The organism is Nocardia thraciensis, from assembly GCF_054782435.1.
Map to the genome: position 1 here is coordinate 68,015 of NZ_BAAGSM010000021.1, position 24,763 is coordinate 92,777.

A 24,763-nucleotide genomic window follows, 5' to 3' on the forward strand; every position below is an offset into this window, starting at 1 on the left:
TTGGCGAGGGTATCGGCGTGCTGGGTGATGGGGATGTGGTCGCCCAGTGGGCGGATCGGTTACCCGCTGGGTGGTTTCAGTGCTGGCCGTCGGTGGTGGGAGGGTGAAGGCGGCGGTGCGGACGGTGTTGCCGTGCTTGAAATCCAGGAACAGCCGGTAGGTTCCGGGGCCGGGCACGGCGGTGTGGAAGGTGATCTCGGGGCCGGGGGCGGTGACGCCGTCGCCCGGCTCGCCGTTCGGGTGCACGTGGACGTAGGAGGGGCTGGTCAGCGGCGAATGGCCGCGGGCCGGGTCAGGGGATGGTGAGCGGGCTCGCGGCCGGCGCGGGGCCGTCGGCCCAAGTGTGGCCGGTCTCGCGGGGTGTGACGCCCTCTTCGCCCCAAACGGCGAGCAGTTGCGCGACCTTGGTGTGCATGACGGTGCGGAGCCGGTCGAACGAGTTCTCCGGGTTGTCGTCGACCTCGCCGAGCAGCAGCCACCACGCCCAGGCCACGGCACCGGCGTTGGCGACGAAGTCCGGCAGCACCGGGACGCCGCGGGCGGCGAGCATGGCCTCCGCCTCCGGCGTGGTCGCGGCGTTGGCGGCCTCCACGATGACGCGGGCGCGGACGTCGTAGGAGTTGTCCGGCGTGATCGCGTACGAGATCGCCGCCGGGACCAGGATGTCGACGTCGGCGGACAGGACCGCGTTGCGCGGCAGCTGCTCGATGCCCTCCGGCAGGCGGGAACGGTCGATCTCGCCGTAGCCGTCGCGCAGGTCCAGCAGGGCCGGGATGTCCAGGCCCGCTGCGCAGTGGAGGGTGCCAGCCGCATCGGCGACCGTCGTGACCTTCATCCCGGCCTCGTGCAGGTAGTAGGCCGCCGCCCCGCCCATGGTGCCGACGCCCTGGATTGCGGCGGTCGTCTCGGCGGGCGGCTGTCCCCAGGAGACCGCGGCGGCGAGGCAGGCGTGCGCGACGCCATAGCCGCCGATCACGTCGCCCAGCAGGAATCCGCCCTCGACCGCGGCGTTCAGCCCGCTGCGGACGCGTTCCAGCGTCGCGGCCGGGTCGTCGGCGCGGCGGATCGCGGCGTGGTAGCTCTGGCCCAGGCCGAGCTTCTCGAAGACCTCGTCGATCAGGTGCTGCGGGACCCCCAGGTCCTCCGCGGTCACCCAGTGCGCGTCGAGCCATGGGCGCATCGCCTCGCAGAAGCGCTCCAGCACCTCGACGGCGCGCGGATCCTTGGGGTCGAAGTCGATGCCGCCCTTCGCGCCGCCGATGGGCAGGTCGAAGGTGGCGGTCTTGTTGGCCATGCCCCGGGCGAGGTCCTCGACCTCGGTCAACGTGCAGCCCGCCCGCATGCGGGTGCCGCCGGTGGCCAGTCCGGCCCGCAGGGTGTGCACCACGAGATAGCCGACGGCGCCGGTCTGGGAGTCGTTCCACTGCAGCCGCATATACGGCTCGGAACGGCGGATCACGGGGGTGGCGGCAACGGCCGCGGGGATGGTCGGAACGGTCTGCGCGGTCACCTGCGGGGTGCCCCCTGCCGGGTTCTGCATCGTCGTCACGGCGATCTACCTCCTCTGCGTCGTCGTTCCGGGCCACCACCGATCACAGGGAATCGCCTCCGATCGCGATCCCGTCCGGTCCCTGTCGTTCCGGTCGGTGGTTCGCGTCCGGTGCCACCAGCCTGCGGTTAAACCTGTCTTCGCGTCTATTTACGGTTCTTTCACGGACGTGTTCACCGATCCTGAACAACGCCTTCCCGTCCCACCCCGGCTCCGCAAGCTTCGCCTTGCATCCTCCAATTAGGCTCGGTGCCATGGATCTGTCGCTGCCTCGTCTTCGAATGTTGCGGGAACTGCGTCGGCGCGGCACGATCACGGCGGCCGCGAGCGCGCTGCACTACACCGCCTCGGCAGTCTCCCAGCAACTCGCGCAGCTGGAACGCGATGTCGGCACCCGGCTGTTCGAGCGGCGCGGCCGCCGGGTGCAGCTCACTGACGTCGGAGTGCTGCTCGCCGAGCATGCCGAGGAGATTCTCGCCTCGGTCGAGCGTGCCACCCAGGCCCTCGAGGAGGCCGGTGAATCGGTGACGGCGAAGCTCACCGCGGGGGTATGGGCCTCGGTGGCATCCGGCCTGCTACCGGACGCGCTGACCGCCCTCGCGCGCACCCACCCGGGCATCCTGGTGCGGACGCAGGAGCTTCCGCCGGAGGCGACGGCCGCGGCGGTTCGCGACGGTGCGCTCGACCTGTCCTTCGTCATCGACTACTCGAATTACCCGACGACCTGGGATCGCGGCCTGGAGCGCGCGGTCATCGCCGTCGAACGGATCTACGCGGCGGTCCCGGCCGGTGCGGTCCCGGCGGCCAGCGTGACGCTGGCCGAGCTGGCGGAGCACCCCTGGATACTCGCGCCCGCCCGGTCGCACTTCGGGCATTCGGCGCGGCTGGCGTTCCAATCCGTCGGGCTCGCCCCGCGGATCGACCACGCGGTGGAGGAACAGGCGACCGCGATGGCGATGGTCGCGGCCGGGCTGGGTGTCTCGCTGGTGTCGGACCTCGGGCTGGCGCTGCGCCCGCCCGGTGTGGACATCGTCACACTCGGCGACGTACTGACCCGGACCGTGTCGCTGGCCTACCGCACCAATACCGCGCGGCGTGCCGCGTTGCTGATCGTCGTGGACGCGATCCGGACCGCCGCGGCGGCGAAGGGGCTGGGCGCCGACATCGCGTTATCCGCGCCGACCGAGGTCGAGGTCGTGCCGCCCGCACCGGGCCCGCTCGGGATGGCCGATCGGGGACTGGGGCTGGGCTGACCGGGCATCGATGTCCCAGGTATCTCCGTCGGTTCGCACGTCGGTTCCTCGATTCCGGTGTCGGGCTCGATCGTTCGGCGGCGACCTGTCGGTTCGCGCGACGACTCAGCGTAGGCGTCCTGATGATCTGGGTACAGGGCCTCCGGATCGGCAAATCTGTAGCAGCCAAAAGAGATTCGAACAATCCGCACAAATGGGACGTCGCTGTTTCGGATGGCTGAAATTGCCAGTGCGGTGCGAGTGGGCCGCGGGTGCGGGCGTAGCGTTCGGGGGCCCGTGGACGATGAACCGGGAAGATCATCATGTCTCGCGGCGGACTGCGCGGCCATCGTGACCTGCGCATCCGCGTGAGGTCGTGACCGAACTGAAGGGTTGCACATATGTCGAAGAAGATTGGCACGGTGTCGGCGGTCGCCGCCGTCGCGATCGCGGCCCTGGTCGGCGCGAGCGCGCCCGCCGCGGCGTCCAACTACATTCCGGTCAGCCTGCCGATGACCTCCACGGGTGCGCACGGGCTCGGGTGTGCGGGCGAGGTGTGGGGCGAGGGCAATGTCTACCCCGACGGTGATGTTCCGGGGACGGTCGACCTGCAGCTGAAGGGCTGGCTGAAGGTGTTCGGCGTGCCCGCCCCGTGGTGTTCGGTCACCGCGGTGGTGGACTGGCACAACCTCGATACCGGGGCGTCCGGGTCGGGCTCGGTCTTCCTCGGCAGCGGCAACGGCTTCCCGTTCTGGTGGGGCGGTCCGCAACTGGGCAATGTGCGGCTGGTCACCGGGCCCGGCCAGGTGCGGTTCACCCTCAACACCGACCTTCCGCACACCGAGAGCGTGACTACGTTCGCCGTGTACTGACCGGCCAGACACCGAGAGCGTGACCACGTTCGCCGTTCGTGGGCGTCACCGGGACACCCGTTGCGCCCGTGGCGATCCTGCAGCGCCTAGGCCCCCTGGCGATCGGTATTGCGATAGGTGCGCGCGACCAGCGCGGCGCGCAGGTACCACAGCCCGTACACCTCCGCCGGGTCGAGACCGGTCAGCTGGCCGATCCGCCGGAGCCGATAGTCGACCGTATTGGTGTGCACGTGCATGGCGCGCGCGGTGCGCCGCCGGTTGAAGTTGTTGCTGATGTGCCGTTGCAGCGTTTCGAGCATCTCGGGATGCCGGTCGAGCGGATCCAGCAGCCGCGCAAGGCTTTCGCGGCCGGGGCCGGGCCGGGTCAGCTGGAACTCGAGCGCCAGATCGTTGAACCGGTACAGCCCGGGGGCGCACCGCAGCCGCTGCACCATGTCCAGGAGTTCGTGGGCCTGGTCGGCGGCGTGCGGAATTCGCTCGGGCTCGGACTGCGCGACCGTCACGGTCACCGGGGCCTCGGCCGCGCGGGACAGGTGACCCACCAGGTCGTCGAGATCGCAACCGGGCGCCGTGTCCGCAAGCAGCACCGTCCCGCCGTCGATCGACAGCAGCGACAGCGCGGTCTCGTCGCAGCGGGTCGCGAGCTCGGCCTGCAGCCGCCGGAGCTTGCGGCGGGCGACGACCCGGGCGTTCACCCGGAGGTTCTGCTCGTCGGCGTGCTTGCCGATCGCCAGCGCGAGCACGTGATACGAATGCGCGATCTCGATACCGCATTCGCGGGCCATTACCGTGGTGGAGCGGCCGCTCAGCAGCGCGGTGGTGAGCGTGTGCACGGCCGTGTGGTGTTCACCGGCCACGGCCCGCAATTCGTGGAAATACGCCGTCGACACTGTCGAGGTCATGGTGTCCAGCATGTCGACGACCAGCCGGGCGCCGTTCATGAGACTGTCGAAATCGGCGGTGGTGAGCGCGAGTGTCGACTCGTCCGCCGCGCTGCCGGGCGGGCGGAACTTCGACGCCGCCGCGGTGACGACCATATCGAAGCCGATCTTGAATCCTTCGTGAATAGCGTGGTGAATGGTGTGTATCGGGATGCCCTCCCGCGCCCACTGCCGGGACGCCTCCTGCAGGTATTCGATCTTCTCCGGGATATTGCGCCCGTCGAGCATGCTGGTCGCCAGCTCCAGGCAGGTGCGGGTGATCGCGGTGACGTCGCCGCGCAGGGCGTCGCCGGGCAGCGTCCCGCAGGGCGCGACATTGTCGATGAAATGACGGACCATCTGACGCGATAGTTTCGGCACGTCCCGCAGTGCCGACGACATCGGACTGCCCGAGATCGTCAGGCTCGATCGAACCTGGGGATAGACTCTCATAGCGTTTCCTTCCACCCCCGCTTTTCTCCAGCTATCGAACGTTAACCGCGGCGATCGATGCCGCGAGGCGCTCTCGAGGCTTGCTGGAATCTCGGTCGGGTAGCGCGATGAGCATTGGTGTTCACCACAATTCAGCAGCGGGTCGGCACCGGCTCGTTCCGGAAACGGGCCTCGATGAAGTTCCACGCCTCGGGCAATCCGGCGACCGCGGTGGTCATGTGTTCGGCGATGTCGTAGCGGGAGAACGACACCGGCGCACCCTCGCGGCAGTATCGGGCCGCGACGTCGGCGACGGCGTCGAACGGGGTCAACTCGTCGTAGACGCCCTGCCAGATGAAGGTGGGCGCCTGCGGCAGGCCCGGATATCTGCGCAGGCTGTTCTCGTGCAGGACCGCGCGGGCATCGGGGCTGTCCATGAGGCTCTTGGTCGCCGCGAGCTGCTCCGCGTTGCGGAACGCGCCGTGGAAGAGCAGGAAGCGACGGCATTCGTCGTGGGTGAAGTCCCGGAACCACAGGCCGGTGTCGTTGAGCTGATCCGAGATCGGCAGACGCTCCGGATATTCGCGTTCGAGTCCCATCGCGGCGGCGAAGGCCAGACCGAATCCGGGGTGCGGCCCGAATCCGATGCCCAGCGCCATCTGCTCGAGATCCGCCGGAATGCCCCCGGCGGCGACGGCGGCCAGCTGCAGGTCCGGGGCGTATGTCGGCTGCAGCGCCGCCGCCCACGCGCTGGCCATGCCGCCGCCGGAGTATCCGGCGAGCGCGATGAGCGATTGTCCGAGCCCGAGTTCCGGCGCGCGCTGCAGGGCTTTGACGCTGTCGAGTGTCACCATGCCGCTCAGCCGCGCCGCGCCGTAGGCGACGTTGGGGCCCAGATAGTCCGGCAGCGCGATGGCCCAGCCGCGGCCGAGGGGCAGCACGGCCCCCAGCGAATCCAGAGTTTCCTCGTTGATCAGCGAATGCGACGGATTGCATTTGGTGCCCAGCGAATTGATCAATGCCTGATAGGAGACCAGCGGCGGATTCCGCACCCCGGCGGGGATCAGGGCCGTGGTCACGGCCATGATGGGATTCCCCGCGGAATTGGTGGAACGGAACGCGACGTGCCAGATCGCGGTACCGGCGTACGGGCCGGTGTCGAGCTTGCGCATGCGGACGACGTCGCCGGGGGCGAGGTCGGCCAGATTGCCCGGGGGAGCGAAGAACGGGTCCGGATCGGGTGTGGGATACAGGGGTTGGGTGGTCGCAGACGGCGCGATCGCGCTGACCGACAGGGCGCACAGCAGCAACGCCAAGACGGTCGTCAACATCCGACGCATGGTCATCCTTCGGTGGTGTGAGGGGTGCGGATCAGCAGGTGCTGGGCGCGGGCTCGCCGCGGAACCGGGCGTCGAGCCAGGCCACGGCGGCGGGGAAGCCCAGCACGGCGGCGGCGAGATGGTCTGGGCTCGAATACAATTCGGACTGCACCGGGACGCCCGCCCGGCAGTACCTGTCCGTGGTCCGGTCGATCGCGTCGACGGGGATGAGCGGGTCGATCGGGGTGTGCCACTCGAAGATCGGCGCCGACGGTATGCCGTCGAAGACCTCGAGGCTGTTCTCTTCGCCCACCTCCCAGACCCGCGGGTCGTCGATCAGCGATGTGGTCGCCGCGAGTTCGGCGGCGCTGTGCATGGCGCCGTGCGCGATGAGTTCGACCGTGCAACCGTTGGCCATGGCGTCACGCACCGCCAGGCCGGTGGCGTTGAGCTGGTCGCTGATCGGCAGCCGGTCCGGGTACTCCCGCTCCAAGCCCAGCGCCGCGGCCATGGCCAGCCCGAACATGGGGTGCGGCGCCAGGCCGAGGGCACGCGCCATCGTCGCGATGTTCATCGGCACGCCGCCCGCCGCGGATCCGGCGAGGCGCAGCTCCGGCGCGTAGCTGGGGGCGAGCGCGGCCGCCCACGCCGTGGCCATGCCGCCGCCGGAGTAGCCGAGCATGGCGGCGGGACTGTCCGCGAGCCCCAGTGCGGAAACCCGTTGCGCGGCACGGATTCCGTCTAGGGTGATCTGGCCCCCGAGCCGCGCCGCGCCGTAGGCGACCCGTGGTCCGAGGTGGTCGGGGAGCGCGACGCTCCACCCTCGCAGCAGCATCGTATTGAGCAGGGGGACAGCCCGATAGAGCAGATTCGGGTCGTAGGCGTAGAGGGCGCGCGAGACCGCGCACTGGGTGCCCAGCCCGTTGATGATGTGCTGATACGACAGCAGCGGCGCGCCGGGCCGGTGGTCGGCCGGGGTGAGGATCGTGGTCGTCGCGGCGATCGGGGCGCCGTGCGAGTCGGACGACCGGAACTTCACCAGAGTGACTGTGGCCGTGGGGAAATACGGCAGATTCGGCTGTGTCCGGACGTCCAAAACGTCGCCGGGGTTGCGTGCGGCGATATCCGCGGGCGCGGCATAGAAGGGGTCCGGATCGGGGGCCGGGTAGATCGGCTGGGCGCCGGACAGCACGGGTGTGCCGGAGGCGGCGAGCAGGGCGGCCAGCACCGCGCACGCGAGGAGCCGGAGACTACTGGTCCTCATGGACGGCCTCCCGCGTGCTCGTCCGGTATCGGACGCCGGTCGCCCGCTCGGACATGCCCCAGAGCCGGAGCCCGTGCGCTCGATCCCGGGACAGTCGGCTCGACGGTGACGGCCCGACCGGGCCGCGGGTGTTGAACATCCGGGTCGGCCCCCAGTAGAGCTCGGGGTCCGCGTCCTTCGCCGTGGCCGCGAACAGGATGGATTGCGCCGCGGCAGATCGTGATTGGCCGATCAGCCGGATGAACGGCTCGGACACGAGGTCCAGCGGCGTCTCGGTCCTGGCGACCAGCTTCGTCGGTGCGATGCCGGGGTGTGCCGTGTAGGACCTCAGCGCCGCGGACGATTCGCGGAACCGGTGCTGCAGTTCGCGGCCGAACATCAGTGTGGCCAGCTTGGATTCGGCGTAGGCCAGCGGCCGCACGAACCCGCGGTGTTCGAAGCCCGGATCGTCGGTGCGCAGCGAGCGCGTCCAGCCGTGGGCGATGCTGGAGACCGAGACAATGCGATCGCGGAGGCGGTCGAGCAGTAGCCCCGTCAGCGCGAAGTGACCGAGGTGGTTGACGGCCCAGTGCCGCTCGAAACCGTCGGCCGTCCGCCCGAACGGAACGTTCATCAGCCCGGCATTGTTGATCAGCACGTCGAGGCTTCCGCAGTGCCGCGCGAAGCGCCGGACCGAGGACAGCTCCGCCAGATCCAGTGGCGCCACCGAGATGTCGCCTCCGAGACGGTCGGCGATCCGCTGGGCCGCCGCGGTGTCGCGGCACGCCATGACCACCGTCGCACCGCGTGCGGCGAGGGCACGCGTCAGCTCCGCACCCAGGCCGCCGTTCGCCCCGGTGATGACGAACGTCCGGCCGTGCTGGTCCGGTATGAGATCGGGGGTCCACGCCATGGCGACCGACCCTAACGAGCCCCGCAATCGCACGGCAATGAGTTTGGAGATTGTCAGACACCACTGCCGGATCGTTGGTCATTTCCCAAAGTGTCACTGCGGCAGGCGACTTCGCTCGCGTGGTGTCGTAGCGTGGCGCTGGTCAGTGTTCCGAGCATGTCTCTGGCCGATCGCCCGCGCCGGATGAGCGCGGGGTCTCGATAGGACACCGGTCGTTGAGCTGCTCCCTCTCCGATACCCACTGATGCAGGAGATGTTTGCGCAATGGCGAGTGAGAACGAGCTCCGCTCGTACGTGAAGAAGGCCGTCCGGGAGTTGCAGACCACCCGGAAACGCCTGGAGGACGTGGAGTCGCGGGCGAGTGAGCCGATCGCGATCGTCGGGATGGCCTGTCGCTACCCGGGCGGCGTGGCTACCCCCGAGCAGCTGTGGCAGGCGGTCGTCGAGGGCACCGACCTGGTATCGGAGTGGCCCGCGGATCGCGGGTGGGACATCGACGGTGTCTTCGATCCGGAGCCCGGGCGCCCGGGCAGGTCCTACGTGAAAACCGGCGGATTCGTCAGCGGCGCCACGGAATTCGATGCCGACTTCTTCGGGATCAGCCCGCGCGAGGCGCTGGCCATGGATCCGCAGCAGCGGCTGGTGCTGGAGACGGCGTGGGAGGCCGTCGAGCGGGCCGGGATCGATCCGGCGAGCCTGCGCGGCAGCGAGACCGGGGTGTTCATCGGCATGATGTCCGATTCCCAGGGCCCGACGGCCCGGGACATGGACGAGCGGGCGCGCGAAGGGATCCAGCAGTTCCTGATGACCGGCCAGGCCGCCAGTATCGCCTCCGGGCGGGTGGCGTATGTGTTCGGGCTCGAGGGCCCGGCGGTCACCGTCGACACCGCGTGCTCGTCGTCGCTGGTCGCGATCCACCAGGCCGTGCGCTCGCTGCGCTCCGGGGAGTCGGCGATGGCCCTGGCGGGCGGCGTGACGATCATGACCACCCCGGCCGCGTTCGTCGCGTTCTCCACCCAGCGCGCACTGGCGGCCGACGGCCGCTGCAAGTCCTTCGCGGCGGCCGCCGACGGCACGGCATGGAGCGAGGGCGCGGGAATGCTGCTGCTGGAACGTGTTTCCGATGCCCGGCGGCTCGGCCACCCGATTCTCGGACTGGTGCGCGGCGCCGCGGTCAACTCCGACGGAGCGTCCAACGGGCTGACCGCTCCCAACGGTCTGTCGCAACAGCGGGTGATCCGGTCGGCGCTGTCCGACGCCGGACTGTCGACCGAAGACGTGGCCGTTGTCGAGGCGCACGGCACGGGAACGACTCTCGGCGATCCCATCGAGGCGCAGGCGCTGCTGTCGACCTACGGCGCGCGGCGCGACGCGTCGAACCCGCTGCTGCTCGGCTCGATCAAATCGAATATGGGGCACACGCAGGCGGCCGCCGGCGTCGGCGGCGTCATCAAGATGGTCATGGCCATGCGGTACGGGCTGGTGCCGCCGACGCTGCACGTGGACGCGCCGACGCCACACGTGGATTGGTCCGCGGGCGGGGTGCGGCTGGTGACCGAGACGCGGGCCTGGCCGGAGTCCGACCGGCCGCGCCGCGCGGCGGTGTCCTCGTTCGGCATCAGCGGAACCAACGCGCACGTCGTCGTCGAGCAGGGGGAGCCCGCGGCCGAGGCGACCCGGAGTGTGAATGCCTCGGTGCCACCGGCTATTCCGTGGGTGATCACCGGGCGTTCCGCGGAATCGGTTGCCGCACAGGCCGGAACGCTGCTGGAGTGGATCGAGGACAACCGCGGTGCCGATCCGGTCGATATCGGTTTCTCCCTGGTGAGTTCGCGCGCGCAACTCGAGCATCGCGCGGTGGTGGTCGGGCGGGACGCCGAGGAACTGATCGCGGGCCTGCGGTCGGTGGCCGACGGTCCGGGTCTCCCGGGCGGCACCGGCGGGGCCGTCACGGCGGTGATGTTCCCGGGTCAGGGGGCGCAGCGGACCGGCATGGGCCGCGAGTTGTACGACCGATACCCGGTCTACCGCGATGCTTTCGACGAGGTCTGCGCGGAGTTCGGGACGCGACTCGATACCGCGCTGCGCGCTGCCGTATTCGCCGAGCCCGGCACCGCGACGGCGGAACTGGACCGCACGGCGGTGACGCAGGCCGCGCTGTTCGCGACCGAGGTCGCGATCTATCGGCTGGCCGAATCATGGGGTCTGCGACCGGAATTCGTGATAGGCCACTCGATCGGCGAGGTGGTGGCCGCCTATATCGCGGGCGTCTGGACGCTGGCCGACGCGTGCACGCTGGTGGCCGCGCGTGGCCGCCTGATGCAGTCCGCGCCCGCGACCGGCGCCATGATCGCTGTCGGCGCCGACGCGGACAGCGTCGCCGACCTGGTTCGCGGCCACGGCGACGAGGTCGGGCTGGCGGCCGTGAACGGCCCCGCGGCCGTCGTGATCTCCGGCGCGCGGATTCCGGTGGCGGACATCTCGGCCCGGCTGAGCGCGGGCGGTGTGCGGGTGACCCCGCTGCGGGTGAGCCATGCCTTCCATTCGCCGCTGATGGATCCGATCCTGACCGAGTTCGCCGAGGTCTGCCGGGAGTTGAGCTACGCCCCACCGGCGATTCCGGTGATCTCCGCGCTGACCGGAAAGGCCGCCGACGCTGCGGAGCTGTGTTCGCCGGACTACTGGGTGAGTCATCTGCGGGAACCCGTCCGGTACCTCGACGCGGTGCAGTGGGCGCGCGACGAGGGGAGCGTGCGGTGCTTCGTCGAGGCGGGGCCGGGCGGCACGCTGACCTCCCTCGTCCACGACATCCTCGACGATTCCGGCGACGCGGCGGACGCGGTCACAGCCACCACCCTGCAGCGCCCGGGCGTGCCCGGCGACCTGGCGTTCGTCTCGGGGATGGCGGCCGCGTACAGCCGCGGTGTGCCGGTGCGGTGGCGGCAACTGTTCGAGGGTGCGGAGGCCCGGCGAATCGACCTGCCTACCTACGCGTTCCAGCGCAAGCGCTACTGGCTGGAGGTGGCGACCGGCAGCAATGTGCGGGCCGCCGGGCTGGCGGCCACCGATCATCCGCTGCTGGGCGCGAAGGTCAGCGTCGCCGACGACGGCGGGCTGCTGCTGACGGGTCGGCTGTCGCTGCGGTCGCATTCGTGGCTGTCCGAGCACCGGATCGGCGGTTCGGCGCTGTTGCCCGGGACCGCGTTCCTCGAACTCCTCTGGTACGCGGGCGATCTGGTGCAGTGTCCCGTGGTCGGTGAACTCGTGCTGGAGGCGCCGCTCGTGCTGCCCGAGCAGGGCGCGGTGGAACTGCAAGTGGCAGTGGGCGGTTCCCGGGAATCCGGGCAGCGGTCGGTCTCGGTCTTCGCGCGGCCGCAGGCGCCCGCCGATTCGAGCGAGGAGGCGGCGTGGACCGGTCATGCCGCGGGCACGCTGCAGAGATCGGACGGCGGCCGTGCCGCGGCGGCCACCGACGACCCGTGGCCTCCCGTCGGCGCGGTGCCGGTTCCGCGGGTCGATGACCCTTACGAGGTCATGGCCGCGGCCGGATACGACTACGGGCCGTGCTTTCGCGGCCTCGGGCGGACCTGGCGTCACGGTGATTCGATACTGGCGGAGGTGCGGCTGCCCGAGCCGGGCCGGGCGGACGCCGCGCGTTTCGGCTTGCATCCCGCGCTCCTCGACGCGGCCCTGCACGCCCTGATCGCCACCGGCGCCGCCGGACCCGCCGAATCCGGTCGGGTGCGACTGCCGTTCGCGTGGGAGGGCGTATCCCTGCATGCCGTCGGCGCGACGGAGCTGCGCGTTCGGATGACGCCCAGCGGGCCGGACCGGATCGGTGTGGAGCTGACGGACACCGCGGGCGGTCCGGTGGCGCGGGCGGAAGCGCTGGTGCTGAGGGATGTTTCGCTCGATGCCCTCGGGACGCGCCCAGCGGTCGCCGATCACGGCCTGTTCGAGCTGACCTGGGCCGCGGTGCCGCCGCCTCCGGATATCCGACCCGCACAGTGGGATTCCCCGATCACCGGGTCGGTCGGCGACGAGATCCATTCGGAGCGCTGCGGTTACGCGGATCGCGACTTCGCGGTGCTGAATGTCTTCGAGGTCGCCTCGCGGCATGATTTCACCGAGGCGGTGCGGTCCCGGGTCGCCGTCGTCCAGCAGCGGGTACAGGAACTGCTGGCGGACGACGCCTCCGTCGTCGTCGTCACCTCCGGCGGCGTCGCGGTCCACGGCGGCGAGGACGCCGAGGACCTGGCGGCCGCGGCCGTATGGGGGCTGCTGCGCAGTGCGCAGAACGAGAATCCGGGCCGCGTCACCCTGCTCGATATCGACGATCGCGAGAACTATCGCGAGGCGGTGTGCCTGGCCGTTTCGATGTCCGAGCCGCAGTTGGCGATTCGGCACGGTGAGGCGTACGCGCCGCGACTGGCGCGTGCGGGAGCGGATACGGTCGGCTCCGCCGAAGCCGTCGCCGGAGACGGCTGGCGGCTGACCACCCGGGACCGCGGCACCCTGGACGGCGACAACATGATCATCGCGCCCCACGCCGAGGCCGCCCTGGAGCCCGGTCAGGTCCGCATCGCGGTGCGCGCGGCCGGAGTCAACTTCCGCGATGTGCTGATCGTGCTCGGCATGTACCCGACCCCGGACACGCCCGTCGGGGGCGAGGGGTCCGGCGTAGTGGTCGAGATCGGTGCCGGCGTGGCGGATTTCGCCCCCGGCGACCGGGTCATGGGGATCTTCACCGGCATCGGCGCCACCGTCGTGACCGACCATCGGACCGTGATCCGAATTCCGGACGGCTGGTCCTACGAACAGGCCGCGGCGGCGCCGATCGTGTTCGCCACCGCCTACTACGCGCTGGTGGATCTGGCCGCCGCGCGGGCGGGGGAGTCGCTGCTGGTGCACGCGGCGACCGGCGGCGTCGGGATGGCCGCGGTGCAGGTGGCGCGGCACCTCGGCCTGGACCTGTACGTCACCGCCAGCACCGGTAAGTGGAATACCCTGCGCGCCAACGGGTTCGATGACGAGCGCATCGGCAATACCCGGACCACCGAGTTCGCCGCCGAATTCCTGGCGGCCACCGGCGGGCGCGGCGTCGATATCGTCCTCGACTCGCTGACGGGCGACAAGGTGGACGCCTCGCTGGAACTGCTGCCCCGGGGCGGTCGGTTCATCGAGATGGGCCTCACCGATCTGCGCGACCCCGACGAGATCGCCGCGCGCTACCCCGGGGTCCGGTATCGCAACTTCCTGCTGATGGAGGCGGGGCCGGACCGGCTGCGGGCCATTCTGTCCGATCTGCACGCACTATTCGAAAACGGTGTGCTGCAACCGCTTCCGGTCACATCCTGGGACGTGCGGCGCGCGCCCGAGGCATTTCGGCAGCTGAGTCAGGCGCGGCACATCGGCAAGTACGTCCTCACCGTGCCCAGGCCGCTGGATCGCGACGGCACCGTCCTGATCACCGGCGGCACCGGCGGTCTCGGCGCGGTCGTCGCCCGGCACCTCGTCACCGAATACGGCGCCCGGCATCTGCTGTTGACCAGCCGCCGCGGCCGTGACGCCGAGGGTGCACCCGAACTGGCCGCCGAACTCTCGGCGCTGGGCGCCGAGATCACCTTCGCGGCTTGTGATGTCGGGAACCGGTCGGCCGTGGAGGACTTGCTCGCGGCGATTCCCGGCGGCCACCCGCTGACGGCCGTCGTGCACGCCGCCGGAGTCGTCGACGACGCCGTGTTCTCCGCCCAGACACCCGAGCACATCGATCGGGTGTTCCGGGCCAAGGCCGATGCCGCGTGGCATCTGCACGAGGCGACCGCCGACCGCGAGCTGGCGGTATTCGTCATGTACTCCTCGATCGCGGGTGTGCTCGGCGCTCCCGGACAGTCGAATTATGCCGCGGCGAACGGTTTTCTCGACGCCCTGGCCCAGCGACGGCAGCGCGCCGGGCTACCCGCTACGGCGATGGCGTGGGGGCTGTGGGAACACGCCACGGGCATCACCGGACATCTGGGCGAGCGGGACCGGCAACGCATGCGCCGCGACGGCCTGATCCCGCTCGGCGACGACGAGGGCATGGAGCTGTTCGACGCGGCGCTGTCACTCGGGCATCCGTTGACAGTCCCCGCGCGGCTGGACATTCCGGCCCTGCGGTCGCTCGGCGACCCCGACGACATGCCCGCCGTGCTGCGCGCTCTGCTGCGGACGCCGCGCCGGGTCGCCGACAGCGGTTCGGGTGCGTCGGCGCAACTGCTGGCCGGGCTGGCCGGTTTGGGCGCGGCCGAGCAGGAACGGGTCGTTCTCGGCGTCATCCGGTCGCACGCGGCCGCGGTACTGGGTCATGCCACGCCGGAGGAGGTCCCCGCCGAAACCGCGTTCACGGACCTGGGATTCGATTCGCTGGGCGCGGTGGAGTTCCGGAACCGGTTGAAGGCGGCCACCGGTGCGAAGCTGCCGACGACTGTCGTGTTCGACTACCCGAACGCGGCCGCCCTGGCCCGCCACATCCGCCTGGAGATCGCGCCCGCCGACGACCCCGCGGCGCGAATCGCCGGTCAGCTGGATGCGCTCGTGACCGGTTGCGCCGCAGTCGAATTGCCGCCACATCAGGTGAATGAGCTGCTGGCCCGCGTCGACACCGTCGTGCGGCTGCTCCGCGGCGGTACCACCGACGACTTGGTCGACAATATCGACGGCGCCGACGACGACGAACTGTTCGACCTGATCGACCAGGTTCGGCCGGTCTGAACCGAACGGGGAGGCACACCATGGCCGACGAAGCGGAACTGCGCGACTACCTCAGGCGCGCCACCCGGCAACTGCAGCAGATGCGGCAGCGCCTCGACGCGGAGCGGGAACGTACCCGCGAACCGATCGCCGTCGTCTCGATGGCCTGCCGGTTCCCGGGCGGTATCGGGTCACCGGAGCAGTTGTGGGACGCCCTGCTCGCGGGTCGGGACCTGATCGGCGACTTCCCACCGGACCGGGGTTGGGACATCGAGGGCATCTACGACCCCGACCCGGACAAGTTCGCGAAATCCTATGTGCGCGAGGGCGGATTCCTCGACGGCGCGGGCGACTTCGACGCCGGGTTCTTCGGGATCGGCCCCCGCGAAGCCGAGGCGATGGACCCGCAGCAGCGGCTGCTGCTCGAGATCGCGTGGGAGTCGGTGGAACGCGCGCGCCTGGACCCGAACACGCTGCGCGGCAGCGCGACCGGTGTCTTCATCGGCCTCAGCGAACAGGGCTACGGTTTCGGCGCGACCGAGGCGTGGGACGGTGCGGAGACCTACTACTTCACCGGGAACTCGGCCGCCATGGCGGCGGGCCGGATCGCCTACCTGCTCGGGCTGGAGGGCCCAGCCATGACCATCGATACGGCGTGTTCGTCGTCGCTGGTCGCGCTGCATCAGGCGGTGCAGTCGCTGCGGCTGGGGGAGTGCGATACGGCACTGGCGGGCGGCGCGACGGTGCTGTCGACGCCGGGACCGTTCGCGCTGTTCTCCCGGCAGCGCGCCTTGGCGCCGGACGGACGGTGCAAGTCCTACGCCGCCGGGGCCGACGGCACCGCGTGGGGCGAGGGCGCCGGAGTCGTTGTGCTGGAGCGTCTCTCGGACGCGCGTCGGCACGGGCATCCGGTGCTCGCGGTGGTGCGCGGATCGGCGGTGAACGCAGACGGCGCCTCCAACGGTCTCACCGCGCCGCACGGCCTCGCCCAGCAGCGGGTGATCCGATCCGCGCTGGCCAACGCGGGCGTGCGAGCCGACGAGGTCGACATGGTGGAGGGGCACGGCACCGGCACCCTGCTCGGCGATCCGGTCGAGGTGCAGGCCCTGCTGGCGACCTACGGTCGTCGCGGCGGTGCGGAGCCGCTGCTCCTGGGTTCGATCAAGTCGAATATGGGGCACACCCAGTCCGCGGCCGGAGTCGCGGGGCTGATCAAGGCGGTCCAGGCGATTCGCCACGGCGCGGTGCCGCCGACGCTGCACGTGGACGCGCCGACCCCGCACGCGGAATGGTCGGCGGGCGGGATACGGCTGGCCGTCGAGCCGCAGCCGTGGCCGCGAACCGACCGTCCGCGCCGGGCGGCGGTATCGTCGTTCGGGATCAGCGGCACCAATGCCCATGTCGTCGTCGAGCAAGCGCCGGAAACCGAGGAGGCGGAACGGGTTTCGGAGCCGACCTGCCCGATTCCGTGGGTGCTCTCGGCGAAGAACCCCGGCGCGCTGCGCGAGCAGGCGGAACGGCTGCGCGCCGCCTGCGAGACCGCGCCCGAGCGCCGGACCGTGGACATCTGCCACTCCCTGGCCACGACGCGTTCGACCTTCGACCACCGGGCGGTGGTCGTGGCCGGAACCCGTGCGGAACTGCTGGACGGTGTGGCGGCCCTCGCCGCCGGACGGCCCGCGTCGGCGGTGGTCGGCGGCCGTTCGGGTGCGCAGGGCCGGGTGGCGGTCATGTTCCCGGGCCAGGGCGCGCAGCGTGCCGGGATGGGCAGACGGCTCGCCGAGACGTACCCGGTATTCGCGCGGGCGCTGGACGAGGTCTGCTCGCACTTCGACGGTCACCTCGAGGCTCCGCTGCGTGCGGTGCTGTTCGCCACCGGCCACGATCCGGACCTCATCGATCGCACCGACTACACCCAGCCCGCGGTCTTCGCGCTGGAGGTGGCACTGTACCGGCTGTTCGAATCCTGGGGTGTGACACCGGATTACGTGGTCGGCCATTCGATCGGAGAATTGACCGCCGCCCACGTCGCGGGAGTGATGTCGCTGCCGGACGCGGCCGCCGTCGTCGCCGCCCGGGGACGGCTGATGCAGGGACTGGCGCCGGGTGCGATGGTCTCGGTGCGGGCGTCCGCCGACGAGGCCGCCGCATCGATCGCCGGGCGCGAGTCCGCGATGTCGGTGGCCGCCGCGAACGGGCCGAACGCCACCGTGATCTCGGGTGATACCGACGCGGTGGCCGAGGTCGCGCGGTATTGGCGGGGCCGCGGCAGAAGGGTCACGCGGCTGCGCGCCGATCGCGCGTTCCATTCGCCGCACATGGATCCGATCCTGGGCGAGTTGCGCGAGGCGGTGTCCGCCATTCGCCTGGAGGAGCCGCGCGTTCCGGTGTTCTCTACCTCGTCCGGCGCGGAATCGACTCCGGGACAGCTGACTTCAGCGGACCACTGGATCGGGCAGGCCCGCGGTACCGTCCGCTTCCACGACAGCGTGAGCCGGTTGCGGGAATCGGGTGTGACCACATTTCTCGAGGTCGGTCCGGGGGATGTGCTGTCCGGCCTGGTCTACGAAACGATCACCGACGCCGATGCCGCGGCCGTTCCGCTGTTGCGGCCGGGCGCCGACGAGGCCCTGTCGACGGTGAAAGCCGCTGCGTGTGGCTGGGTTCGGGGTGTGCCGGTGGATTGGCCGCAGCTCTACTCCAGCCATCCCGTGCGGGCGGTGGACCTGCCGACCTACGCGTTTCAGCGCCGCAACTACTGGATTCGCGCCGATCGCGCGGTACTGCAGGGTCTGCTCGGAGACGCCGGGGCCGAACTGGTCGACGGTGGTGGCCCGGCCGATTCGCCGGAACCGACGCGACCGCCCGAATGGCGTACGACGGTCCCGCCCGGCGAGCGCATCGATTTCGCACTGCGCCTGGTGGTTTCGCAGATTCGCGAGATTCTCACCGAGCTGCCCACCGAGGACATCGATCTCGACGCGACGGTTCTCGCGATCGGTCTGACCTCCCTGTCGGTGCTGGAGTTGCGCAGCAGGATCAATGCGGCCGCCGGTATCGGAATCTCCCTCGAGGACCTCTTCACGCACCCGACACCGCGGGCGCTGGCGCGGCTGGTCACCGATCGGATATGGAGCGACACACCGGAGGTGGCGCACGCATGAGCGATCTGTCGGCCGCCGCGGCGGGCCCGGGACTGGCCTTCGAGCAGCTGGTCCCGGCCGCCCTGGCCCACCGCCGCGCCCTCGCCGAGGTCTTCGTCGCCGATACCGCTCCCGTCGCCACCGACGAGTTCCTGGTCGCGGTGCAGATTCCGCGGGCGCATTCGCTCTGGTTCGATCGGCTGGCCGGTTACCACGATCCGCTGTCCACGGTGGAGGCGATTCGCCAGTCATTGCTGGTCGTGGGCCAGCGGTATCTCGGTGTCCCCGCCGATGCGCCGTCGAGCCTGCAGCGATTCGACTTCGTGGTCGAGGATCTGAGCGTCTATCGAGACGACGAGCGGACGCCGCTGGAGGGAGTCGTCCGGCTGCGGCCCGGCGGAAACGCTTGCGCACGAGGCTATTACGACGATGTCGCCTTCGAGGCGACGCTCACCGTCGGTGGCGCGCGGGCGCTGACAGCCGGGGGTGGCGGAGTCACCTTTCCCCGGGCGACATATGACGAGTTCCGACGTCTCCAGCAGCGGCAACACCAGGACGCGGAAACCGGACCGCCGTGTGTTCCGCTGTCTCCTAGCGAGGTCGGGCGTCGCGATCCGCGAAACGTGGTGCTGGCCAGGGCGAACTCGGCGGACCGGGGCCTGGTGGCGATCGTCGATCAGGGCCATCCGAGCTTCTTCGACCACCCCTACGATCATGTCCCCGGCCCGCTGTTCCTGGAGTGCTTCCGGCAGGCCGCCCTCGTCTGTGCCACGGAGCATGGCCTGCTCGACGCGCCGGTGGCGGCGGTCGTCGCGATCGAGTCCCGGTTCACCGGGTTCGGCGAACTCGGCGCCGAGATCGGTTGCGCGGCAGCGCACTGCGGGGGCATGGACTTCGGCGAGATCGCCATCGATGTCGAACTGCGCCAGTACGGGCGCCCGATCGCCTCCGCGCGCGTCGAGCTGGCGCCCTACCCGGATGCCGAATAGGACAGGGAGAACCACATCCATGACGAGGCCCGCCAAGCGATTCGCGGTCATCGGCGGCGGCATGTCCGGCCTGGCCGCGGCAGCCCAGCTCGAACAGGCCGGTCACCAGGTCGAGGTCATCGAGCGCGAGGCCGTGCTCGGCGGCCGCTGCGGCGTGGGCGTGCTCGGCGATCGCCCGATCATGCTGGGCGGCAAGAATATCGGCAGGCGCTATCGCGTACTGCGCGAGTTCCTCGCCGCCAACGGCGCGCACGCGTACGAGCCGTTCGGGATCAACAGCTCCCAGGTCATCGGTGGAAAGCTGGTGACGCTCGACAATCCGGGGGTCGCCGGACTGGTGCGCCATCTGGTCCGCAGCGGGTCGCGCCTGGATACGGTGAAGATGCTCTACTTCGGGGCCAGGGTGCGAGTGGACGAGCGAAACCGATACCTCGGCTCGGAGTTCTTCACCCGGACCGCCGCCGAAGCGGACCGGGTCTCGCTGGCCGCGCATTTCACGCCCGATTTCGCGGACACCATACTGCGGCCGATCACGTTGCGGCTCAACGCGGCCGAACCCGATGAGATGTTTCTCGGCACGTTCGGCGTCGGCCTCGGCATGGTCATGGACCGATACGACCAACTCGTGCACGGCATCCAGCCCGCCCTCGACCGGATCGCGAGCCGGGTGCTGGTACGCCTGCGCACGCGGGTGGACCGCATCGTGTGCCGTGACGGTCGGGTGACCGGGCTGGAGATCTCCGAAAACGAAGGCACGACAACGCGATTCGAGTACGACGGGGTTGTCCTGGCAACCCCGGCCCATGCGGCGCGGCTCGTGGTGGACGACGATATACCCGCACTCGGCAAGCTGCTGGCCGAGGTGAGGTACTTCCCGTCCACGGTGGCGGTGGTGCAGTACGACCGCCCGCTGTTCGACAGCGCCGTGCGATCGATCGCCTTCGACTCCGGACCGTGCAGCGCCGCCGGCGTGTACGGCATCAACGACCTGGATGTCGTCCGCTACACCTTCAGCGGCCGCGCCGCCCGCCCGCGACCGGACGACCGGCAACTGGCGGAGTGGATCGACGCCGCGGAGGGCCGGGTCCTGGAGCATCTGGGGACAGGCCCGGTCGCGAGACTCCGCATCGCCTCACGGAGTTGGCCGGAAGCGCACTGCGCCTACGTCCCGGGCCACGGTGACTTCCTTGCCAAGGTGCGGGCGCAGGCCGGGGCGATCGCGGGATTGGAGCTGGCCGGGGACTATCTGCTGGGCGCTCAGCTGGAGGCGTGCTATCGATCGGGCGTGGCCGCGGCGTCCCGGCTCGCGGGCTGATGTCACGCCGCGGGCCGGGAATGCGCGAGATCGTCCGCCAGCAAGGCGATCCGGGCGCGGACGATGCCCTCGGCGGTCGTGAGATCGAGACCGGTGACCGTCGCTATTCGGCGCAGGCGGTAGTCGATCGTATTGGGGTGCACATGCATTCGCCGCCCGGCCGCCTTGCGATTGAGTCCGCTGGCGACGTACGCCCGCAACGTGTCGAGCAGTTCCGGGTAGTCGGCGAGCGGTGCGATCACGGCGGTGAGCTGATCGCGGGCCGGACTCGGCCGGGTGAGCTGATATTCGATCGCCACATCCGCCAGCCGGTACAGGCCCGGGGGACGGCCGATGCTGCGGACCAGGTCGAGCAGCTCGTGCGCCTCCTCGGCTGCGGCCGGTATCCGGTCGGTGCCCGACGGCACGAGGGTGGCGGTGAGATCCACCCCGGCGGCGGCGTTCACGGCCGCGAGGACCGCGTCGGACATCCCGGCGGCATCGGGCGGATCGTCGGGTATCAGCACGGTGCCGCTGTCGGTGTCCAGCAGCGCGAGGGGCGGCGAACCCAGCGCCTCCGCCAGCGCGGCGCGGACTCGTCGCAGCTTCCGGCGCGCCGCCCGCTGTACCTCCGCGCGCGACCCGAACTCGTCGGAGTGGGACGGAATGCGCAGCGCCACAACTTGGTACGAATCGGCGATGCGGATGCCGGGCTGCCGGGTGAGCGCCGTGACGCCGTGCCCGCTGAGCAGTGCGGACACCACGGCGTGGGCACTGGTCCGGGACTCCCCGGCGAGCCGCTGCTCGTCGAGGTACGCGCTGACGACGGCGGTGTTGATCGACTCCAGCAACTGCAGCAGGCGGCCGCCCGCGACGACGTGCGGGAGGTCGCGGAACCCTTCGTGGACGGTCTGAATGATGCGCTCGATCGGGACGCCCTGCCGGGCCCACAGCGCCGCCGCGGAGCGAATGGCCGCGAGGTCGCTCCCGGACGGTGTCGCGTCCGGGTCGAGCAGTTCCATCGGAAAGCTCAGGCAGTGCCTGGTTATCGCAGCTGACATATCACGCCCGTTCGAGTCACTCCGTACCACCTGCGTCGGGAATCGAACCCGCTTCGATTCGGACGTTATCGACCGTCGAACATCGGCGCGATGGGCCCGCGCCGCCCTTGTTCGAGTCATCGTTCCCGCCGAACGGATGTTGTGTGCCTTCACAGCTGCCTGCCATTGACGCCTGGAGCAGCCGAAACGGCGGGGCCCGTGATATGTTGCGCCGATCCGTGCATAGATAGCCTCATCGGCACCGCCGTGGCCGCGGGCGGACGTCGAGTCGCGACCGTCACCGACACCGACGGCAACACCCTCGGACTGATCGAGGATCGATAGCGGCCTGTCCCGATCTCGGTGCCCGCCACCACATTCGGTGGCGGGCGCCGCGAGTGCCCGGACGGCCCTCGGGCGGCCCGCTCGGGACGGCCGTGTGCGACACTGACGCCGTGCAGCCAAAGCGCAGGATCCACTTCGTGGGCAGCTTGCCCGCGCAGTTGGACAACCCGGAGAAGGCAATGGCGTTCGCCGTCGACACGGCCGGTGAATTCCTGGACGGCGTGGTCCCCGGCGGGGAAGCGGATCCCTACCGCGCCCAGTGGTACATCAGACCCATCATCGACCGGCTCGACAAGGTCCCGGCGCTGGAGCCCGTGCGCCGCGGTGATTGGTCGACGCTGCGTTCCCGCAACACCTTTCGGCTTCGGCCGGGCCGGTCGCTGGCCGAGGCCGATATCGACGCCGCGCTCGGCTACGCGGAGGAGACCGGGCGGGCCCTCGAGGCGCTGGCCGACGTGCGGCGAACCGATCCCGGGCTGCGCCTGCAGGTGGGCATACCGACGCCGTTCGTCATCGGTTTCATCGCTTTCGAGGCGCGGATGCTCCGGTGGCGTCGACGCTCGGCCCGCCCCGGTGACCGCGCCTTCCCCTATTACCGCCCGATCGTCGACGCCACCGCCAGGGAGATCGTCCGAATCCACGAGACGTTGGGGGACAACGTCGTATTTCAACTCGAACTGGCCGCGGAGACGCTCATCTGCGCGCGGACACCCGGGATCGTTCGGCAGGCCGCGGCCACCGCGGCGGGCCGGGCGATCGCACGCCTCGTCGCACGGACGCCCCACGATGCCCGTTTCGGAGTGCATCTGTGCTTCGGAAGCCTCGACGACAAGCCGGTCGTCGCGCCGCGGTCGACGGCCGCCGTCGTCACGCTGGCCAACGCGGTGGCGCGATACTGGCCTGCGGGGAGACATCTCGATTTCGTCCACCTGCCCATCGGGGACGGCAGCCGGGCGCCGGTGCGGCCGCGGTACTACGCGCCCCTGGCACGCCTCGAATTGCCTGCTACCACGCGTGTTGTCGCCGGGCTCGCGCATCCGGCGCAGCCGCTGGCCCAAGCACGACAGGGCCTGGCGGCGGCGGAGTCGGCCTACGGCGGCCCGTTGGACGTCGCGGCTCCCTGCGGCCTGGGTCGATACAAGACCGTCGATCGGGCGCGGTCCGCGGTGGCGCACGCGGTCGCCTTGGCGGAATCCGATCTGTGAAGCGCGCCGGATCGCATTGTGTCGGAGCCTCGTTCGGTTGACGACTACTCACCACATCCACGTGGCGACAGATCCCCGGAGAAGCCACACCCGCGGTGGCGATCCGCTACGGTTACACCCGTGGTCGAAGGAAACGAAGGGCCCGCGTCGGAGGACAACCGGACGCCGCACCCGCTCGACACCGAACAGCTGACCTCCGCCCGGGTGTACGACTACCTGTTGGGCGGCAAGGACAATTACGACGTCGACCGGGACATGGCGCGCCAAATGCTGTCCAGCGCACCCGAACTCAAGACCTTGGCCTGGTTCACCCGGAGCTTCATGCGCAAGGCGGTCGAGATGGCCGCCGATGCCGGGATCCGTCAGTTCGTCGATCTCGGCTCGGGTATCCCGAACTCGCCCAACGTGCACGAGATCGCTCAGGAAATCGAGCCGTCGGCGCGGGTGGTATATGTCGATTACGACCGGGTCGTATACACCCATTGCGAGGCGCTGCTGGCCGGATCACCCGGTGTCGCGGCACTGCTGGGCGACGTACGCCGTCCCCGCGCCATCCTCGATCAGCTGAAGAACCACACCCTGATCGACCTCAACGAGCCGGTTGCCATCCTGCTCGTGGCCGTGCTGCATTACGTGATGGACCACGAGAATCCCGGCGACATCATCGCGGCCTTCCGCGACGAGATGGCGCCGGGCAGCTACATGGCGATCGCGCACGGTTCCAGTGATTCCGACCCGGAGATACTCCGGGTGCTCACGGGCACCAACGAGACATCGGGCCAGGTCTGTTTCCGGTCCACACCGCAGACGGAGTCGTTCCTCGCCGGGTTCGAGCTGTTGGAGCCCGGTGTGGTGCCGGTACAGCAGTGGCTGCGCCCCGACCTGCCGGAAACTCGGATGGTCATGCTCGGTGCGATCGGCCGCAAACCCTGAGTATCCGATAGGAACAGGAGTACTCTCTAACACGCCAATTTGTTGGCCGCCTGCACATTCGAGCGTGCATCAGGTGCTGTCCCAGTCGATCAGAGGATGAAAATATGAAGGCCCTCGAGTTTGTCGCTGGAGTCGTGTCGACGATCGCGACGGTCGCCGTGGTCACGACCGGCGCCTCGGTTGTCAATGCCCCTGCCGCCTCCGCCGCGCCCGGCGAATTCCTCATCACCAAAGAAGTCCCCACCGTGGAAGATCTCGACGCTCAGGTCGCGTTCCTGATCGAGACACCCGCCTCCGACGCGGCCAAGGCCGCCAATATGGAGGGCGGCATGCGGGCGGTCGTGGTCGCGCGCACCCTCTACAACATCGGGTGGTACCGGGCTCCGCGCGGGTCGAACGAGATCACCGGTCCCGAGACCCACGACGGCAACGTGCACACCGCCATGCTGCGCAGCAAGTCGGCGGGGCAGCCGGATCTGGTCGCGCGCGTGGTCTGGAAGCGGATCGACGGTGTCTGGAAGCTGTCCAACAGCTCCGTGTGCGAGGGCGTCAAGGCCGTCGGGCTGGCAATGGGCTGCGATTTCTGACCGGCTCGCAGCACC

15 protein-coding genes are annotated in these 24,763 nt (G+C 70.0%); 9 read left to right on the forward strand and 6 right to left on the reverse strand.

Annotated features, from left to right (window positions below; all coding sequences use genetic code 11):
• Positions 1-292: 292 nt before the first annotated feature.
• Positions 293-1,540 carry a Glu/Leu/Phe/Val dehydrogenase dimerization domain-containing protein gene (locus tag ACYVLQ_RS13245; RefSeq protein WP_460697826.1) on the reverse strand — a complete coding sequence of 416 codons (1,248 nt, stop codon included), beginning with the start codon at positions 1,538-1,540 and terminating at the stop codon, positions 293-295.
• Between the two features lie 263 nt (positions 1,541-1,803).
• On the opposite strand from ACYVLQ_RS13245, the gene ACYVLQ_RS13250 reads away from it, so the two are divergent.
• Together ACYVLQ_RS13250 and ACYVLQ_RS13255 are read left to right on the forward strand one after the other, a co-directional pair.
• Entirely contained in the window at positions 1,804-2,802 is a 999-nt protein-coding gene (locus tag ACYVLQ_RS13250; RefSeq protein ID WP_460697738.1) for a LysR substrate-binding domain-containing protein, read from the forward strand.
• Positions 2,803-3,182: 380 nt separating this feature from the next.
• The gene (locus ACYVLQ_RS13255; RefSeq protein ID WP_460697739.1) at positions 3,183-3,653 is read left to right on the forward strand and encodes a hypothetical protein; all 471 of its coding nucleotides are present in this window, start codon (positions 3,183-3,185) and stop codon (positions 3,651-3,653) included.
• A gap of 86 nt (positions 3,654-3,739) precedes the next feature.
• On the opposite strand, the gene ACYVLQ_RS13260 is transcribed toward ACYVLQ_RS13255, so the two are convergent.
• The 4 genes from ACYVLQ_RS13260 to ACYVLQ_RS13275 all read right to left on the reverse strand — a co-directional run bounded on the left by ACYVLQ_RS13260 (position 3,740) and on the right by ACYVLQ_RS13275 (position 8,480).
• Positions 3,740-5,026, reverse strand: a complete 1,287-nt coding sequence (locus ACYVLQ_RS13260; protein ID WP_460697740.1) for a PucR family transcriptional regulator — start codon at positions 5,024-5,026, stop codon at positions 3,740-3,742.
• Between the two features lie 131 nt (positions 5,027-5,157).
• Entirely contained in the window at positions 5,158-6,345 is a 1,188-nt protein-coding gene (locus tag ACYVLQ_RS13265) for a lipase family protein (protein ID WP_460697741.1), read from the reverse strand.
• 31 nt (positions 6,346-6,376) lie between these two features.
• The gene (locus tag ACYVLQ_RS13270; RefSeq protein WP_460697742.1) at positions 6,377-7,588 is read right to left on the reverse strand and encodes a lipase family protein; all 1,212 of its coding nucleotides are present in this window, start codon (positions 7,586-7,588) and stop codon (positions 6,377-6,379) included.
• Complete coding sequence (locus ACYVLQ_RS13275; protein WP_460697743.1) at positions 7,575-8,480, reverse strand: SDR family NAD(P)-dependent oxidoreductase; 906 nt, start codon at positions 8,478-8,480, stop codon at positions 7,575-7,577. Before ACYVLQ_RS13275 ends, ACYVLQ_RS13270 begins: the two co-directional genes overlap by 14 nt.
• A gap of 264 nt (positions 8,481-8,744) precedes the next feature.
• Between ACYVLQ_RS13275 and ACYVLQ_RS13280 the strand changes: the two genes are divergently transcribed.
• The 4 genes from ACYVLQ_RS13280 to ACYVLQ_RS13295 all read left to right on the forward strand — a co-directional run bounded on the left by ACYVLQ_RS13280 (position 8,745) and on the right by ACYVLQ_RS13295 (position 20,659).
• Positions 8,745-15,233 (forward strand): type I polyketide synthase, encoded by a 6,489-nt coding sequence (locus ACYVLQ_RS13280; RefSeq protein ID WP_460697744.1) that lies wholly within the window; start codon positions 8,745-8,747, stop codon positions 15,231-15,233.
• Between the two features lie 80 nt (positions 15,234-15,313).
• Positions 15,314-18,376 carry a type I polyketide synthase gene (locus tag ACYVLQ_RS13285; RefSeq protein WP_460697827.1) on the forward strand — a complete coding sequence of 1,021 codons (3,063 nt, stop codon included), beginning with the start codon at positions 15,314-15,316 and terminating at the stop codon, positions 18,374-18,376.
• Positions 18,373-19,344: an AfsA-related hotdog domain-containing protein gene (locus ACYVLQ_RS13290; protein WP_460697745.1), complete on the forward strand. Its 972-nt coding sequence runs from the start codon at positions 18,373-18,375 to the stop codon at positions 19,342-19,344. The genes ACYVLQ_RS13285 and ACYVLQ_RS13290 overlap by 4 nt, the downstream gene beginning before the upstream one ends.
• Positions 19,345-19,363: 19 nt before the next feature.
• Positions 19,364-20,659, forward strand: a complete 1,296-nt coding sequence (locus ACYVLQ_RS13295; RefSeq protein WP_460697746.1) for an FAD-dependent oxidoreductase — start codon at positions 19,364-19,366, stop codon at positions 20,657-20,659.
• 2 nt (positions 20,660-20,661) lie between these two features.
• On the opposite strand, the gene ACYVLQ_RS13300 is transcribed toward ACYVLQ_RS13295, so the two are convergent.
• On the reverse strand, positions 20,662-21,699 hold the full coding sequence (locus ACYVLQ_RS13300; RefSeq protein WP_460697747.1) for a PucR family transcriptional regulator: 1,038 nt from the start codon (positions 21,697-21,699) through the stop codon (positions 20,662-20,664).
• A 461-nt stretch (positions 21,700-22,160) separates the two neighbouring features.
• Here ACYVLQ_RS13300 and ACYVLQ_RS13305 point away from each other — a divergent pair, with 461 nt between their 5' ends.
• The 3 genes from ACYVLQ_RS13305 to ACYVLQ_RS13315 all read left to right on the forward strand — a co-directional run bounded on the left by ACYVLQ_RS13305 (position 22,161) and on the right by ACYVLQ_RS13315 (position 24,748).
• Positions 22,161-23,228, forward strand: coding sequence for a hypothetical protein (locus ACYVLQ_RS13305; protein WP_460697748.1), 1,068 nt, complete (start codon positions 22,161-22,163; stop codon positions 23,226-23,228).
• 120 nt (positions 23,229-23,348) lie between these two features.
• Positions 23,349-24,161, forward strand: coding sequence for an SAM-dependent methyltransferase (locus tag ACYVLQ_RS13310; protein WP_460697749.1), 813 nt, complete (start codon positions 23,349-23,351; stop codon positions 24,159-24,161).
• Positions 24,162-24,265: 104 nt separating this feature from the next.
• Entirely contained in the window at positions 24,266-24,748 is a 483-nt protein-coding gene (locus ACYVLQ_RS13315) for a hypothetical protein (RefSeq protein WP_460697750.1), read from the forward strand.
• The last annotated feature ends 15 nt before the right edge of the window (positions 24,749-24,763 follow it).